Here is a 16,966-nt window from a genome sequence, read left to right as displayed (position 1 = left end):
TGGGATCTAAAATGAATAAAATTCTGGTTACTGGTGGAGCGGGTCTTGTTGGGTCAAATCTTTGTGAAACTCTAGCAAAGAATCCGAATAATGATGTTTACTCGCTAGATAATTACTTTACGGGCACTAAAGACAATCATGTACAAGGTGTTACATATATAGAGGGGTCAACGGAAGATATAGAAGCCTTAATAACCTTTATACCTGATATTATTTATCACTTAGGTGAGTACTCTAGAGTAGAGCAGAGTTTTGATGATATTGACTTAGTATGGAAAATGAACCGTAATGGAATCATATCTGTGTTGAATTTTGTCCGAAAACATGAATGCAAAATTGTATATGCTGGTAGCAGTACTAAGTTTGGCGATGATGGTGCTGGTCGCAATGCAAGCCCTTATGCGTGGTCAAAAGCAAGTAATACTGAACTAGTTAAAAATTACGGTGACTGGTTCGGCATTTCATATGCAATTACTTATTTTTACAATGTTTATGGTAATCGAGAAATAAAAAATGGAAAATATGCGACTTTAATTGCACTTTTCCAGCAGAAATATCTGGCCTCAGAGAATTTGACTGTAGTTAAACCTGGAACACAATTAAGAAATTTTACCCATGTTGACGATATCATAAATGGCTTAATCCTTGTTGGAGAAAAAGGATCTGGAGACGGATATGGTATTGGTAACCCAGAAGCGTATTCAATTCTGGAAATAGCAAATATGTTTGGTAGAGAAATACAATTCATACCTGAAAGAAGTGGAAATAGACTTACGGCGGAAGTTGTAACTTCCAAAACAGAAATACTTGGTTGGAGAGCTAAACATAGTATAGTTGATTATATTAATAACTGGAAAAACAAAGCTGATATTGGTTAGTTCTAGTGCAGGTAAATTAAATTGTTCTTAATATCTCAAACAATCAATCAAGTCCGTGTATATTTAACTGATGCAGTTTTTGTAACTTTAGGACGCTGTATATCAGCTTTAGGCTCTTTATTCACTGTATATATATTAACTCGCTATTTGTCACCGTCAGATTACGGTGGCTTAAATTTGTTAATGACTTTTTCAATAATCGCTACTCAGCTCTTTATCGGTCCTTTAGGTGCAGGAAGTACCAGATTTTACATGGCTGCGGTTCAAAATGGCGACACTAAAAGCTATTTAAATAGTATTTATCATGCACTAAAGATTCTAAATGGAATAATTCTGTCAATTGGGTGTCTATTCTCATTCTATTTAATAATGTTCCATCAAGACGAATCGAGTGCTACTTGGGCTATTTTAGTTTTATTGATAACACTTTTCAGCATTATTACATCGTATAGTTCAATATTTAATGGATTATTTTTAGCAGCACAAAATCAAACTATAACTTCTTTTTATCAAGGAGTTGAGCCTTGGTTAAAAGTTATATTTGCAGTTCTGATTATAATGATGTTTGGAAGTTCGACTCTATCTGCAATATCCGGTTATATTTTAGCATTAGTTGCTCTTGTTTTTTCTCAGTTATTTTTTATTAATAAAATGATTAATAAAAATGAGAAAAATGAGAAAAATGAGAAAAATGAGAAGTGCGTTGATTGGATTTCTAAAATCAAAAAATATTCAATACCTTTTGTTCTATGGGGAGGCTTCACTTCCTTGCACCTTGTATCTGATAGATGGGCGTTAAACTTATTTTCTGATTTAGATGATGTAGGTTTTTACTCTGTCCTTTATCAAATAGGTTATTTTCCTGTTACGCTGATAATTGGCATACTTATTCAACTTGTTACACCATTCTTCTTTAGGCATGCAGGACTAGATATTGAAGCTGGTAATAAATTAAAAATAATGAAAACGGGTAGTATTCTGATTGTATTATCAGGTTCAATCACTTTGTTTATTTCATTTGTGTTTTTTTTTACTAATACATATATATTTGAAATTCTATTTTCAGAAGAGTATTCCCATATCGCATACTTGTTACCCTATATGTGTATAGCAGCAGGCTTATTTGCTACAGGACAAGCTGCGACATTAATCTTACAAAGCGAAGTAAATACTAATGTTTTATTAAAACCTAAAATAGTTACGTCAATTTTAGGTATAGCATTCAATATAATCGGTGCATTTTATTATGGGATCGAGGGCATAGTTATTGGATTAATCTGTTATGGAGTAATTTATTTGGCTTGGATTATAATAATAACATTTTTTAGGAATATTACTGAAAATGAAGTTAATAGTAAGAATTAAAGGTGGTTTGGGTAATCAGTTGTATTGCTATGCAGCTGCTCGTCGACTTGCGTTAATTAATCAATGTGAACTTGTAATTGATGATATTTCCGGTTTTACAAGAGATTTTGAGTATAAAAGGTCTTATATGCTTGATGCTTTCAATATTTCCTCTAGGAAAGCAACAAAGGCAGAAAGGTTTTATCCGATGCATCGTTTACGACGGTTTATTAATAAAAGGCTTTCAAGAATTAAAAGCTTTGAGAATAGGAATTATATAGAACAAGAATTCGAAGATTTCGATGCTCGAGTCTTAGATGTTAGAGTTAAAAAAAACACAACAATTGATGGCCTGTGGCAAAGTGAAACGTATTTTGCAGATGTTGCTGACGTAATTAGAGCTGATTTGTTCATAAGTCCACCTAGTGATCAAGACAACCTTAGTATGTTCGATACTATTACTAATTCAACCTCTGTAGCAGTACATGTTCGATGGTTTGGGGGAGAGCTATCTGAAACTAATGCAACAGCGGAGTATTATAAAGAAGCCTTAGCTATTTTACATGAAAGTAATAGCTCGCTTAATTATTTTGTTTTTTCTGATGACCCTGAACGGTCAAAGGAATTAATTACTTTTCCTTCAAATAATGTCACCTTTGTTACTCATAATAATTTAGATGAACAAAATGCAATTTGGGACTTTTGGTTGATGACAAAGTGTAAACATTTTGTTATTGCTAATAGCACTTTCAGTTGGTGGGCTGCTTGGTTGGCTGATTCAGGCCAAAATAGAATGGTTTTTTACCCACAACTAAAGGATGAATTAAAAAGTAAATGGCGATGGGATTATACAGGTCAAATGCCTGAATATTGGAAAGGCCTTATTGTAGAAATTTAAAGAGAATATCTAAATTGAAAATACTAATTTATGAAACAGAACTTTATTCTAGTGGTACTAGATATCCATTTAAAGAAGCTGCTGAAGATCTTGGCCATAGAGTTGATATGTTTGATTGGTCATTTTATTTTCCCTCTATGAGTGCTTCATCAATCTCGAATAGAGTTAAGGATAAAATTTTTGTTAATCGTAACATTGCAAAGCTCAATCATGATTTACAAAGAATAATAAAACTTGGAAACTATGATTTATTTTTAGTTTTAAGTGGGAAGTATATCTATCCAGCTACAACAGAGTTAGCAACTACCAAGATTAAATACGTTGTGAATTGGAATACAGACCACCCATTTAATAAGTTAAATAGTACCGGTTGGCTACTGGAATCGCTACCTATGTATCATGCTCATTTCTCACCTAGAATTCATCTCAAAGAACAATATGAAGACTTTGGAATGAAGAATATATATGAATTAAATTGGTATTATCGGTACGGTATTGATTTGGTTAACTCATTGCCAACTAATTACCAATTCGATAGTAACTTCATTGGTTCATGGAGTGAGAGACGTGCTAAATATGTTGCTGCGGTATCTGATCCAAAGATGCAAGTTTTTGGTTGGGGATGGAATAAAAATATAAATAATAGTAAGATTATATCTGAAGGACAGATTAACAAATCTGTCGGCATTGCTCATATGATGGATATTTATTCTGCAAGCAAGGTAAATCTAAACTTGTTAACTGTTGAAAATATGGATACCACTAACTTAAGAAATTTTGAGATACCAGCAGCTCATGGATTCCAATTAGCAGAAAGAAGTGATGCTTTAAAAACTATATTTGATGAGGATAAAGAGATAGTGTTATTTTCTTCACCTGAGGAGATGGTCGATAAGTATAAATTTTATATGAATAATGACGTCGCGCGCGGTAAAATAGCAAGTGCTGGTTACAATCGTTTAGTTTCTTGTAATCATTCGCTTTCAGATAGATTAAATAAAATATTCAGTGATATGGGAATATAAATGTTAAAACCAATTTTAACTGTAGTAATGCCCACACATAATAGAGCATCCTATGCAATAAGCGCAATAAATTCTATTTTATCTTTTCCTGATCCTGATATTGAATTAGTAGTAACTGATACTAGCGATAATTATCAACTGAGAGATGCCGTATCCTCTATTCAGGATAATAGATTAAAGTATTCTCATGTAGAAAGTCCTTTATCAATGACTGAAAACTATAATCTCGCAATGTCTAAAGCAACGGGTCTTTATGTTTGCTTGATAGGTGATGATGATACAATTACAGCAGATGCAATCAGTGTCAGTAGATGGGCAATGGATAATAATATAGAAGTAGTTTCTCCTTTAGTTGTTGCTAATTATGCCTGGCCCGATTTTAAATCTCGTTTTTTTGGAAATGCTCACGCAGGTCGGTTATATATCAAGAAACAATTTGGTGATTTTAAATGGTGTGATTCAAAATTAAATTTGAAAAAATCACTTAAAAAAGGTTCACTTGGTACCGAAGGGTTGCCAAAAGTTTATCATAGTATTGTTAGTAAAAACCTGATGAATATTATTAAAGATAAGTCGGGTGATTTTTTTCATGGTGTTAGTCCTGATGTATCTGGTGCTGTCGGATTAGCATTAGTTTGCGACAAATATTTAGAAATAGATTATCCACTAACATTACCTGGTGCTGCAGGAAATAGTAACTCTGGTCGTAGTGCTATGAATACCCATAAAGGAAGTTTAGCTGAAGACTCTCATACTAAACGATTTAAAAATTTAAAATGGCCAAATCTGTTACCTCAATTTACGAGTGTTGAAACTGTTTGGGCTCAGGCTGCATATTCGACACTCAAAGCCTTAGATGCGGATCTGCTGAAAGAGTACAACTTTCTTAAATTGTATGCAGTATGCTACCTACGCCATTGGGATAAACGAATCCATATTGACCAATCCTTAGCTGTCTATAAAAATGAATACAAGCTATCACCTTTAAGTATTTATATGTCAATTTTTTTTGAAATATCAAAAGAAATCGTCACTTTGATTTTTAGATATGGTAAAAGACTTCTTACACCAACCGCAGCTGGGGGAAGGGGGTTTGTTGGGAACATTCAAGATATTCACGAAGCGCAACTTCAACTTGAACATCATGTTGAAAATAATAATCAAGTCCTCTCAGAGATATTGAGAAGTTCCTTAACAGAACGATTATAAAATGATACTAATTTATAGTTTAATTCTAATTCTTATAAGTATTTTTACTATATGTTATACTAGGGTAATGTTTTCTGTTTTTAGAGGCTATGGAAACGTATTATTTCAGTTTGTAGAATATTTAATTTATTACAAGATATTTTTTTATATGCTATTACCCGCGATATTAAGAGGCGTAAGCGGGTTTAAAGTTGATTTAGCTGTTAACGTTGGGTTGGTTGAAATCGCTGTTGTATATTTTATGGAAGCACTATCTTATATAATATGGATAGGTGTTTTTGTTTTCTTTATTAGAAAAAGTAAAAGTGTTAAAAAAAGCCGGTACTGGATAGACATAGCTGAAAAGTTTATGCTTGTAACTTTGTTTTTTTATTTGCTCTTCTCGCTTGATGATTTTATCGCTGTCTTTAATGTTCATAATTTCATTAATTTAGATTTACCCGTCATTTCAATGTTTAAACCACTAGTATTAGCTTTAGGGCCGGTTCTAGCTTGTTTTTGCTTGGCTTATTTTAAGTGGGAAAATAAAAATAATTCATATTTTTTGTTATCTTTTATAGCTTTCTTCGTATTTATTATCATGTCAGTCATCAGTGGAGTTAGAGGGCTAATCATTCATTCTTTGTTTTTTATGATTTTCATTTTCTTTATTTTTAATAAGAAAAAATTAGTAATTAATGTTGGACTTATATTGTTATTTTTTGCGCTTTTTCAATCTTACTACATGAGTATACGACATCTAGATTCAGAAGATAAGGTTAGTATGTTATCAAGTGGAAATATAGGGGAACAGAAGAGAAGCTTGGTTGATGAAGCTGAGTTCCGCTACGGTGAGCAATCCAGACTTAGTGTCGCTTTCTTACGTAGAGGAATGAACTCTGACTTTGCTGGCATGACGCCTTTAGAGAGCTCTATGTATGCTCCGTTACCTAGAAGTTATTTTCCTGATAAGCCTATTCCAGGCTCTATTGGAATAGATAAGTATTCGATGGGAATGTACCTTATTAATAGTGATATCAGAGGTGAATGGTGGAACATGACAGAGTTTTTTCCTAGTGCTCATTCCTATTGGGAATTTGGTACTCTTGGAGTTTTACTTGTGCCTATAATTTCTGCATTTTATATTTATATATTAGCCATGTTCCTAGTTAGACTCAATTTTCTAGCGATTCCTTTTCTTTTGTTGTTCTTCAAACCATGGGGGTATAATGAAGTTAAAATATGGCTGTATGAAATTCCTCTTCAAATTTTTCAATATATAACACCTAGTTTAGTAATTGTCTTTTTTATCATTTTATCAATGGAGATGCGTAAATCCTTTTGGGTTGGCAAATCGAAATAATTTATCTATTTGGCATAGTAGGTCTCGATAATGAACAAAGTTTTTATTAATGGTACAGCTGCAAAGTATGGTGGTGGCAGTACAATTTTAGAAAGTTATTTAGAAAGTAAGATTGATGATGATGCTAATTATTATTATGTTTTTTGTCCTTTTAAACCACAAAAACTACCATTGCATTGTAAATGGGTGAAATATTCTACTGATGGTTTATCTACTCTTTTTTTTAGTCTTTTTTTAAGTTTTTTCATTGCATTATATTTTCGCTGTACAAAAGTTATAAGCTTTTCAAACTTAAATTGTATTTTTTCTGCTCCATCCATATCGAAAATAACTTACTTTCACAATATGTTAATTTTGAATGGAGAAGGATTTAAATTTAAAATACTGAGACTTATATCTAAGTACGGGTTACAAAGTAAGAATCTATATATTTTTCAAACAACATATGTAAAAGAACAATTTTTAAAGTCAATGGGGTTTCTTCCGTCATGTAAAGTTAGATGGCCCGGAGTTAGTGTTCAATATTTAGATGATAAAAGTCATTATCAACAAACTTATGATGCTAAAGCTCCATTTAAACTTTTAGTACCAATCATGGATCTGACTCAATCTCACAAGAATTTTAGTTTAATTAAAGAATTTGCATCTCACTCATACAATAACGAACTAGAATTCTATATTACATCTACGAACTTGGACGTTGATTTTTCTAAAGATCACAATAGCAAATTGAGGTATTTGGGGAATTTATCCAAACAACAATTTATAAACGCAATTGATAAGTGTGATGGGGTTATAATTGTTTCTGAAACCGAAACTCTTTGCTTGCCCATTTTTGAAGCTTTAGTTAGAGGGAAACCGGTTTTCGTTTTAGACAAGCCTTATGTAAAAGGTCTTGAAGATCAATTCGGCTTGATATATGGACTTCATAAGTTTTACGACTTTGATAATTTAGTTAGTAAAATTGAACAGAGTTTAGTCAGTACTGAAGTATATTTCAGAGAAGAATATTTAAAGGGCAATTGGGATTTTTAGTATGATAAATGATATTTTTAATGGTCGAGTGTTATTAATAACCGGTGGAACTGGTTCTTTCGGTAATGCAGTATTAAAGCGTTTTCTTGATTCTGATATCAAGGAAATTCGTATTTTCTCACGTGATGAGAAAAAGCAAGATGATATGCGTAAAGCTTTTAATAGTGAAAAACTTAAATTTTTTATTGGTGATGTGCGTGATCCACAAAGTATATCAACTGCAATGCGTGGAGTTGATTTTGTATATCATGCTGCAGCACTAAAGCAAGTACCTTCTTGTGAGTTTTATCCATTAGAGGCAGTGAAAACCAATGTACTTGGTACAGAAAATGTCTTAGATTCCGCAATTTTTCATGGCGTAAGTCGTGTGGTTTGCTTAAGTACAGATAAGGCCGTTTATCCAATCAATGCTATGGGTATTTCCAAGGCTATGATGGAAAAAGTGATTGTTGCTAAAAGCCGTAACTTAGAAGGTACCAATACTGTTATTTCTGCTACACGTTATGGTAATGTTATGGCCTCTCGTGGCTCTGTTATACCTTTATTTATTCGACAAATTATTGATGGAACACCACTAACAATTACTGACCCATCCATGACTCGTTTTATGATGACATTAGATGATGCTGTCGATTTAGTATTACATGCGTTTGAACATGGTTCTAACGGTGACATTTTTGTGCAAAAAGCTCCTGCTGCAACTATTAAGGTTTTAACTCAAGCTATTTTAGAGATGATTGATCAACCCGAACATCAAGTTAATGTGATTGGAACGCGACATGGTGAAAAGTTATTTGAAGCATTGTGCAGTCGCGAAGAAATGTTTGTCGCTCAAGATCAAGGAGATTATTATCGTATACCAGCTGACAACCGTGATTTGAATTATTCAAAATATTATGAACAGGGTGAACAAGACTTATCTTCAGTAGAAGATTATAATTCACATAATACCGAACGTTTAGATGTTGAGGGAATGAAGAATTTACTACGAAAACTTGATTTTATGCGTGAAATTGAGTCTGGTAATGTATCAGTTCCAGAAGGTGTTTAAAAATGAAGGTTTTAATTATCGGTGCAACAGGTATGCTTGGTTATAGTCTGTTCCAGAACCTTAGTAATGCAACACAATTAGATGTTTATGGAACTGTTCGCAGTATAGCAGGCAAAGAGTTATTTTTTCATGATTGCGAAGAGCAGTTGTTCAAAAATGTAAATGTGAGTGACTTAGCAACAATTGAGGCTGTGCTCAAAGAATTAAAGCCTGCTGTTGTCATTAACTGTATAGGCTTGATTAAGCAACATAGTATTTCCAAACAGCATGTGGATGCTATCGCGATCAATAGTCTTTTACCTCATCAGCTTGCTGGCATGTGTGATAGATATTCTTGTAAACTTATTCATTTTTCTACTGATTGTATTTTTGACGGAAAAAAGGGGATGTATAATGAACAAGATATCCCTGATGCGGTAGATTTATATGGAAGATCAAAATGCCTAGGTGAAGTTGATTATGCGCCTCACCTTACGCTTCGAACTTCAATAATCGGTCACGAGTTAGATTCGGCAGTGAGTTTAGTTGATTGGTTTTTATCACAACAAAACAGTACAAAGGGGTTCTCGAAAGCTATCTTCTCCGGACTGCCAACTTGTGTTGTCGCTCGGTTCCTCATTGAAAAAATACTCCCTGCAAGTGATTTGTCTGGCTTATATCAATTAAGTGTTGAACCTATAGATAAGTTCGCATTATTGAATCTTGTTGCTGATATATATAATAAAAAGATAGATATAATTGAGTCAACAGAGTTACAGATAGACCGTTCATTAAACTCAGAAAAATTACGCGATGCATTAAGCTTAGAAATTCCTACCTGGGAAGCGCTTGTTTCTGAAATGCATGAAGATTATAAGAATAGATATGAGAAGCACAGATGCATAAATTAAAAGTAGCAACAATTGTTGGTACGCGGCCTGAAATTATTCGTTTATCAAGAACAATCGCTAAATTAGATAAATATTGTGACCATACATTAATCCATACTGGTCAGAACTATGACTATGAATTAAATCAGATATTTTTCGATGATTTAGGTATTCGTGCACCTGATGTTTTTTTAGAGTGTGCTGGCGAAACTGCTGCAGATACGATGGCACAAGTTATCAGTAAGTCTGATAAAGTATTTTCTGATTTGCTGCCCGATGCCTTACTTATTCTAGGTGACACAAATAGTGCTCTGTCTGCTATTTCTGCTAAACGTCGAAAAATACCTATTTTTCATATGGAAGCTGGAAATCGTTGTTTTGATCTGCGTGTCCCTGAAGAAATAAATCGTAAAATAGTTGATCATATTTCAGATGTAAATATGCCGTATAGCGATATTGCGCGCGAATATCTTTTACGTGAGGGGTTAAAACCAGAATTCATTATTAAAACAGGTAGTCCGATGGATGAAGTATTGTCTTTTTATAAAGAAAGTATTAATTCATCTGATGTGTTATCTCGCTTATCGCTTGAAGCTGGGAAATATTTTGTTGTCAGTGTACACAGAGAAGAGAATGTAGACTCTAATTCTAATATCCACAAATATGTTGATGTGTTAAATACGATTGCAGATAAGTTTAGTTTACCTATTATTGTTTCAACACATCCAAGAACGCGAAAGAAGATTGAGGAATTAAACCTTCAGTTCTCTCCATTAGTTCAACTCCTTAAGCCATTGGGTTTCTCTGATTATGTGAAACTTCAATGTGAGTCGAAGCTGGTATTGAGTGACAGTGGGACGATCACTGAAGAATCTTCTATTATGAATTTTTCAGCGTTAAATATTCGTGAAGCTCAAGAACGACCAGAAGGTTTTGAAGAAGGTGCGGTTATGTTTACTGGTATGGAGATTGACCGAATATTGCAGGCTATTGAAATATTAGAAGATCAATGTGATGGTGAACAACGCACTTTGAATATAGTCGCAGATTATATTGCGCCAAATGTTTCTGATAAAGTGGTACGAATTATTACTAGCTATACAGATTACGTTAATAAATTTGTTTGGAAAAAATCTTAAATGCATTTAGCTATTATTGGCGATGATAGTCTTCCTGACAGTACCTTAGTACATGCAAAAATGTTGCATGAACTTGCTTCAGAGTTTATTAAGCAGGGGCATACTGTGATTATTATTGCTCCTGGGAAACCTAAGCAAGCTGAGCGACTAAATAAGTCTTTTATTGATAATATTACTTATTGGAAGTTTAAAAGCGGTAAGTTAAGAGGGCATGGTAAGATAAAGCGAGCTATTAATGAAACCTTATTATCTTTTAATGCTTGGCTTGCCGTTCGTCGCGAAATTGAAAAAGAGCCCTTTGACGGGGTTATTTATTATTCACCATCAACTTTCTTTGGCCTGCTAGTAAAAAAAATTAAGGCTAAAAACAGCTGTAAATCTTATTTAATCTTACGTGATATGTTTCCGCAATGGGCTATTGATGAGGGATTAATAAGAAAGGGATCTCTAATCGAAAAATATTTTCGCTATTTCGAAAGCGTTAATTATAGTGCGTCTGACTATATTGGATTAATGTCGCCGAAGAATTTGACCTTATTTACCGATAAGTACCAAGATAAGTTTAAAACACATGTATTATATAATTGGGCTGACATCAATGCTTCGTTCCCTAGAAGCGGTAATGCAGACTTACGTGAAACTTATGGTCTACAAGGTAAAGTTATTTTCTTCTACGGAGGTAATATTGGTCATGCACAAGATATGGGCAATTTATTACGTTTAGCACATTCGATGAAAGAAGTCACAAATGCCCATTTTCTTTTTTTAGGACAAGGTGATGAAGTTACGTTAGTAAAGGAAACTATTGAGTCTCAAAACTTAACAAATACCACTTTGCTACCATCGGTCTCTCAAGCAAAATATAAAGAAATACTGAGCCAAGTTGATATAGGTCTTTTTTCTTTGGCTGCATCACACAAAACGCATAACTTTCCAGGAAAATTGCTCGGCTACATGGTTGAATCATTACCTATCTTAGGGAGTATTAATGAAGGCAATGATCTAAGTGGAGTCATTACTGACGTCAATGCCGGTTATATTCTTGTAAATGGGCAAGATGCTGAGTTTTGTAATGCTGCGAAGGCTCTTGCTGCGGATAAGAATTTAAGAAAGCAAATTGGTGACAACGCCAACCGTTTGTTAGCAAGCCAGTTTTCGGTTGAATCCGCTGCGAAGATAATATTAAACAACTTAAATTCATAATATTTAACAAGGGCATGTAATGGAAATCGTTTTAACTGGCATTAGTGGGTTTGTGGGGCAGGCTCTTTTACCTCGTTTGCTTAATAAAGAAAATAATATACGCGCAGCTGTTCGCAACCCAAATAAAACACGTGGTGGTCAAGTTTCTCTGTTTCCTATTGATAACATATGTAAAAATCAAAACTGGGAAATCATTGTAACAGGAGCCGATATTGTCATCCATTGTGCCGCTCGTGTACACATTATGCATGATAGCTCGTCAAGTCCATTAGATGAGTTTCGTGAAGTGAATACCTATGGGACGTTAAATCTTGCTCAACAGGCTGCTGATGCAGGTGTAAAACGTTTTATATTTATCAGTTCAATCAAAGTAAATGGTGAGTCAACAGAGCATAGTTTTCCGTTTAAACCGGACGATGCTTTTATACCGACAGATCCATATGGATTAAGTAAATATGAAGCGGAGATTGGGTTGCGTAGAATAGCTAAAGAAACCGGAATGGAGATTGTCATTATTCGACCACCTTTGGTTTATGGTCCTAACGTGAAAGCAAATTTTTCTTCAATGATGAAATGGGTATATAAAGGTGTACCATTGCCATTGGGTGGTCTCAAACATAATAAACGTAGCTTTGTATCAGTTGATAATTTAGTTGATTTAATTATTACCTGTATCGATCACCCTAAAGCCGCCAATCAAACTCTTTTAGTATCTGATAATGATGATGTCTCTACAACTGGACTATTGCAAAATATGGCAACTGCTTTATCGGTGCCAAATAGACTAATACCTGTTCCTGCTTCTTGGTTTAATGTTGCTAGTAGAATAATTGGTAAACCAGCTATAGCACAGCGTTTATGCGGCTCTTTACAGGTTGATATTTCCCAAACAAAAGACATTTTAGGTTGGGCTCCACCGCAAACTATGGCGCAGGGGTTCAAAAAAACAGCTGAAGCTTTTTTAAAAAATAAAGAGAAAAACAAATGATCCGTTTTATCGACTTCTTTTCTGCATTCCTTGGTTTATTATTCCTGTGGCCAGTATTGCTTATTGTGACGATTATAGGCTTGTTTGATACTGGCTCGCCGATTTTTGTTCAAACTCGCGTAGGTCGAAATAAAAAACCTTTTAAATTGATTAAATTTCGCACTATGTCAGTTGAGACAAAATCTGTAGCAAGTCATTTAGCGAGTAATGCTTCTATCACTAAACTTGGTGTTTTTTTGCGAAAAACAAAAATTGATGAACTTCCACAGTTAATTAATGTTGTTAAGGGCGAAATGAGTTTAGTCGGTCCTCGTCCTAATCTTTTTAACCAAGAAGAGTTGATTAAAGAGCGTGATGCTTTAGGCGTCTACAATGTACTACCAGGAGTGACTGGGTTGGCTCAGGTGCATAATATTGATATGTCAATACCAAAGCTTCTCGCTGAAACAGACAAAAAGATGATAGATACGCTGACTATTCAAAACTATTTTAAGTATATCTTAATGACGATTACAGGTAGTGGTTCAGGTGATGCAGTAAAATAATTATATCTTTCTTTTATACTTGATAATACGTTGGTTTGACATCTGCTATGATTGCTTTTATCTAAATGAATTCTGCAGGTTAGGTAAATTCTCTCAGCATTTTTAATGTCTTTTGCTGTTTCATCAAGAGGCTAATACTAACCAATATCTTATTGGATATTCCGCTGATGTTGTCTTTTCGGTATCACATAACTTTTATCAATAATACACACTCGTGTCAAACTCGATGTTTTGACAGGTTAGACTATCTTTTTAATGTAGATAAGTTTTTATTACTATGAATGTTATTAATTTGGAGCGCGAAATGGATTTTTTGCAACGTATTTTCTCTTTACCTCGTCCTCAGAAACGGTTGGTAAGTCTTTTTGTTGATTCATTTTTTTTAGTTTTTGCTTTTTGGGCTGCACTATTGGTTCGGCTTGATGATATCAGTGTGTTGAGCAATGCCACTTTTTGGATGGTCATTTCAATCGTTCTGCCCATAAGTTTAATATTATTTGCTAAATTAGGCCTTTACCGAGCAGTGCTGCGTTACATGGGCTTGCAAGCTCTAATTGCCATTGTCATTGGGGTTACGGTATCAACCATTACATTAGTGTTGGTCTCTTTTTATGCGGAAGCTAATATCCCTCGCACAGTTCCGTTAATATATGCCGCATTTTCATTAGTTTTTATTGGTGGTTCAAGAACTATTGTTCGCTCTATTGTTGGGTCTGGAATGAAACGTACTGGTGAGCCCGTAATCATTTATGGTGCTGGTGTGAGTGGTCGTCAATTATTAACGTCGTTGGTTCAAAGCCATGAATATCATCCTTTTGCTTTCGTTGATGATGATGTGTGCTTACATGGTACGGTTATACAAGGGGTTCATGTTCATTCACCTTCAATTATTCGTAAGTTGATCCAGCAAAAGTCAGTGACTAAAATTTTACTTGCTATGCCAAGTGCCACCCGCGCTAAACGTCAGGCTATATTGACTCGGCTGGAGCCTTTGGCTGTTCAAATATTGACAATTCCAGCAATGGCCGATCTAGTAAATGGCACTAAGCTTTACAGTGATATTAAAGAAGTCGAAATCGATGATTTACTGGGGCGTGATGCTGTTAATCCTCGTGAAGACCTTTTATCTGCCAATATTAAAGATAAAGTGGTTATGGTCACTGGTGCAGGAGGCTCTATAGGTTCGGAGTTGTGTAGACAGATTTTGAAACAGTCACCTAAAAAGTTAGTGCTTTTTGAGTTATCTGAGTTTGCTTTGTACGCCATAGATCGTGAATTAAATGCAACGGCTAAAGAGCTCGGTTTAAATGTCAGAATTTTACCTATAATGGGTTCAGTACAGCGCGAAAATCGTGTGCAAGCGGTTATGGAGTCGTTTGGTGTGCAAACGGTTTATCATGCGGCAGCTTATAAGCATGTGCCTCTAGTAGAGCACAATGTCGTTGAAGGTGTTCGCAATAACGTATTTGGTACTCTCTATACTGCTAGGGCTGCTATCGCTGCAAAGGTTGAGACATTTGTGTTGGTTTCAACAGACAAAGCGGTACGTCCAACGAATGTAATGGGCACCACTAAACGTATGGCAGAGCTAGTTTTACAGGCATTGTCACGAGAGAACAATAAAACTCGTTTTTGTATGGTTAGATTTGGCAATGTGCTTGGTTCATCAGGCTCAGTTGTGCCTTTGTTTAGAACTCAAATTGCTAATGGTGGCCCTGTAACTGTTACTCACCCTGAAATTACCCGATTTTTTATGACGATACCAGAAGCATCCCAGTTAGTGATTCAAGCAGGGGCTATGGGTAAAGGCGGTGATGTATTTGTACTGGATATGGGCAAGTCGGTAAAAATTGTTGATTTAGCTAAAAAAATGATTCGTTTAAGTGGTTATGAAGTACGTAGCGAGAAAAACCCCGAGGGTGATATTGCTATCGAGTTTAGCGGATTACGCCCAGGCGAGAAATTATACGAAGAATTGCTTATTGGCGATGATGTCACAGGTACTGAACATGAGCGTATCATGACAGCTAATGAGTTGTATTTAACTTGGGCAGAGTATTCTGTAATTTTAGACCGTTTAGATTTAGCTTGTCATCAGTTTAACCATGAAGCCATTCGCGATATTTTACTTAAAACACCTACAGGTTTTGCGCCGACAGATGGTATTTGCGATTTAGTTTATCAGCAAAAAGCTAAAAACTCTGATGCTGCTAAGAAGGTCATTAACCTTGTATCTTAATTTTTCGATTATCAGGACTTCTTTGTTTCCTTAGTACTCCTTCATTAATCACAGATTGGCCAAAGTCTAAATTTATATTAGGCTTATTTTTACAAGGATTTAAAATGAAAGTAGTAATTCCCGTTGCAGGTTTAGGCACTCGCATGTTGCCAGCGACCAAAGCCATTCCAAAAGAAATGTTGCCTTTAGTTGATAAACCGTTAATTCAATACATTGTTAATGAGTGTGTGGCTGCTGGTGTTAAAGAAATCGTATTGGTCACTCATGCCAGTAAAAACGCGATTGAAAACCACTTTGATAAATCCTATGAGCTTGAATCTACACTTGAGAAGCGCGTAAAACGTCAGCTACTTGAAGAAGTTCAAGCTATTTGCCCTAAAGATGTGACCATCATGCATGTGCGTCAAGGTGAAGCGAAAGGCTTAGGGCATGCAGTGTTGTGTGCTTATCCTTGTATCGGTAATAGTCCGTTTGCAGTGGTATTACCGGACGTTATTTTAGATGAATACACTGCAGATCAAAAAACTGAAAACCTAGCCGCGATGATCGCGCGCTATAAAGCGACCTTCGCTAGCCAAATTATGGTTGCGCCAGTGCCAGAAAGTGACGTTAGTAAATACGGGATTGCCGATTGTAATGGTGTTGAGATCGCACCCGGTGATTCTGCTAAAATTAAAGCCATGGTTGAAAAACCTGAGTTAGGTGAAGCGCCATCTAATCTTGCGGTTGTTGGCCGCTATGTATTATCTGAAAAAATTTGGCGACTACTGGCTAAAACACCTGCCGGTGCTGGTGATGAAATTCAGTTAACCGACGCCATTGATATGCTCATTGAACAAGATACGGTTGAAGCATTCAACATGACCGGTAAATCACATGATTGTGGTGACAAATTGGGTTATATGAACGCGTTTGTTGAGTATGGATTACGCGATGCTAAGTTAGGTGCGGATTTCAAAAAAAGTATTGAAAAAATTATGCTTGAACAGTAAACATTGATTTATTGTTAATACCAAAACCAACTCTTTGTAGTTGGTTTTTTGCTATAGCCTAAAAGCCTAGAGCGCTGCGCTGCTAGATGTTAAGAATAGGGCGTCTGCTAAGACGACCTTCGGTCTTCGAGGACGCTTTGCTGCTAGATGCTAGGAATAGAGCGCCTGCGGCTGCTAGGGCGACCTGCGGTCTTCGAGGACGCTTCGCT

The 16,966-nt window shown here is 35.3% G+C and carries 15 protein-coding genes; all 15 read left to right on the top strand.

From position 1 onward, the window contains the following. Positions 1-11: 11 nt before the first annotated feature. Positions 12-878, top strand: coding sequence for an NAD-dependent epimerase/dehydratase family protein (locus AAEY97_RS18915; protein ID WP_351000826.1), 867 nt, complete (start codon positions 12-14; stop codon positions 876-878). Between the two features lie 21 nt (positions 879-899). Next, a complete protein-coding gene (locus AAEY97_RS18910; RefSeq protein ID WP_351000823.1) occupies positions 900-2,243 on the top strand; it encodes an oligosaccharide flippase family protein in 1,344 nt (447 codons plus the stop codon). Next, a complete protein-coding gene (locus AAEY97_RS18905) occupies positions 2,221-3,120 on the top strand; it encodes an alpha-1,2-fucosyltransferase (protein WP_351000820.1) in 900 nt (299 codons plus the stop codon). The genes AAEY97_RS18910 and AAEY97_RS18905 overlap by 23 nt, the downstream gene beginning before the upstream one ends. 14 nt (positions 3,121-3,134) lie before the next feature. Beyond that, a complete protein-coding gene (locus AAEY97_RS18900; protein WP_351000817.1) occupies positions 3,135-4,145 on the top strand; it encodes a CgeB family protein in 1,011 nt (336 codons plus the stop codon). Then, on the top strand, positions 4,146-5,354 hold the full coding sequence (locus AAEY97_RS18895) for a glycosyltransferase family 2 protein (RefSeq protein ID WP_351000814.1): 1,209 nt from the start codon (positions 4,146-4,148) through the stop codon (positions 5,352-5,354). A 67-nt stretch (positions 5,355-5,421) separates the two neighbouring features. After that, positions 5,422-6,696 carry a hypothetical protein gene (locus tag AAEY97_RS18890; protein WP_351000811.1) on the top strand — a complete coding sequence of 425 codons (1,275 nt, stop codon included), beginning with the start codon at positions 5,422-5,424 and terminating at the stop codon, positions 6,694-6,696. Between the two features lie 30 nt (positions 6,697-6,726). Continuing rightward, positions 6,727-7,731, top strand: coding sequence for a glycosyltransferase family protein (locus tag AAEY97_RS18885; protein WP_351000808.1), 1,005 nt, complete (start codon positions 6,727-6,729; stop codon positions 7,729-7,731). A 1-nt stretch (position 7,732) separates the two neighbouring features. Beyond that, positions 7,733-8,782 carry a polysaccharide biosynthesis protein gene (locus tag AAEY97_RS18880; RefSeq protein WP_351000805.1) on the top strand — a complete coding sequence of 350 codons (1,050 nt, stop codon included), beginning with the start codon at positions 7,733-7,735 and terminating at the stop codon, positions 8,780-8,782. Positions 8,783-8,784: 2 nt separating this feature from the next. Beyond that, on the top strand, positions 8,785-9,672 hold the full coding sequence (locus AAEY97_RS18875; RefSeq protein WP_351000802.1) for a dTDP-4-dehydrorhamnose reductase family protein: 888 nt from the start codon (positions 8,785-8,787) through the stop codon (positions 9,670-9,672). Continuing rightward, on the top strand, positions 9,660-10,790 hold the full coding sequence (gene wecB / locus AAEY97_RS18870; protein ID WP_351000799.1) for a non-hydrolyzing UDP-N-acetylglucosamine 2-epimerase: 1,131 nt from the start codon (positions 9,660-9,662) through the stop codon (positions 10,788-10,790). Before AAEY97_RS18875 ends, wecB begins: the two co-directional genes overlap by 13 nt. Continuing rightward, positions 10,791-11,993, top strand: a complete 1,203-nt coding sequence (locus AAEY97_RS18865) for a glycosyltransferase family 4 protein (RefSeq protein WP_351000796.1) — start codon at positions 10,791-10,793, stop codon at positions 11,991-11,993. A 19-nt stretch (positions 11,994-12,012) separates the two neighbouring features. Beyond that, positions 12,013-12,981 (top strand): UDP-glucose 4-epimerase family protein, encoded by a 969-nt coding sequence (locus AAEY97_RS18860; protein ID WP_351000793.1) that lies wholly within the window; start codon positions 12,013-12,015, stop codon positions 12,979-12,981. Beyond that, positions 12,978-13,526: a sugar transferase gene (locus AAEY97_RS18855; protein ID WP_351000790.1), complete on the top strand. Its 549-nt coding sequence runs from the start codon at positions 12,978-12,980 to the stop codon at positions 13,524-13,526. Before AAEY97_RS18860 ends, AAEY97_RS18855 begins: the two co-directional genes overlap by 4 nt. A gap of 304 nt (positions 13,527-13,830) precedes the next feature. Continuing rightward, positions 13,831-15,765 (top strand): polysaccharide biosynthesis protein, encoded by a 1,935-nt coding sequence (locus AAEY97_RS18850; RefSeq protein ID WP_351000787.1) that lies wholly within the window; start codon positions 13,831-13,833, stop codon positions 15,763-15,765. Positions 15,766-15,869: 104 nt separating this feature from the next. Continuing rightward, entirely contained in the window at positions 15,870-16,757 is an 888-nt protein-coding gene (galU, locus tag AAEY97_RS18845) for a UTP--glucose-1-phosphate uridylyltransferase GalU (RefSeq protein WP_351000784.1), read from the top strand. Positions 16,758-16,966: the final 209 nt, after the last annotated feature.

Source organism: Shewanella sp. TB7-MNA-CIBAN-0143 (genome assembly GCF_040310065.1).
GTDB lineage: Bacteria > Pseudomonadota > Gammaproteobacteria > Enterobacterales > Shewanellaceae > Shewanella.
Note: the sequence above shows the minus strand (reverse complement) of the source record. Positions and strands in the feature narration are given on the sequence as shown.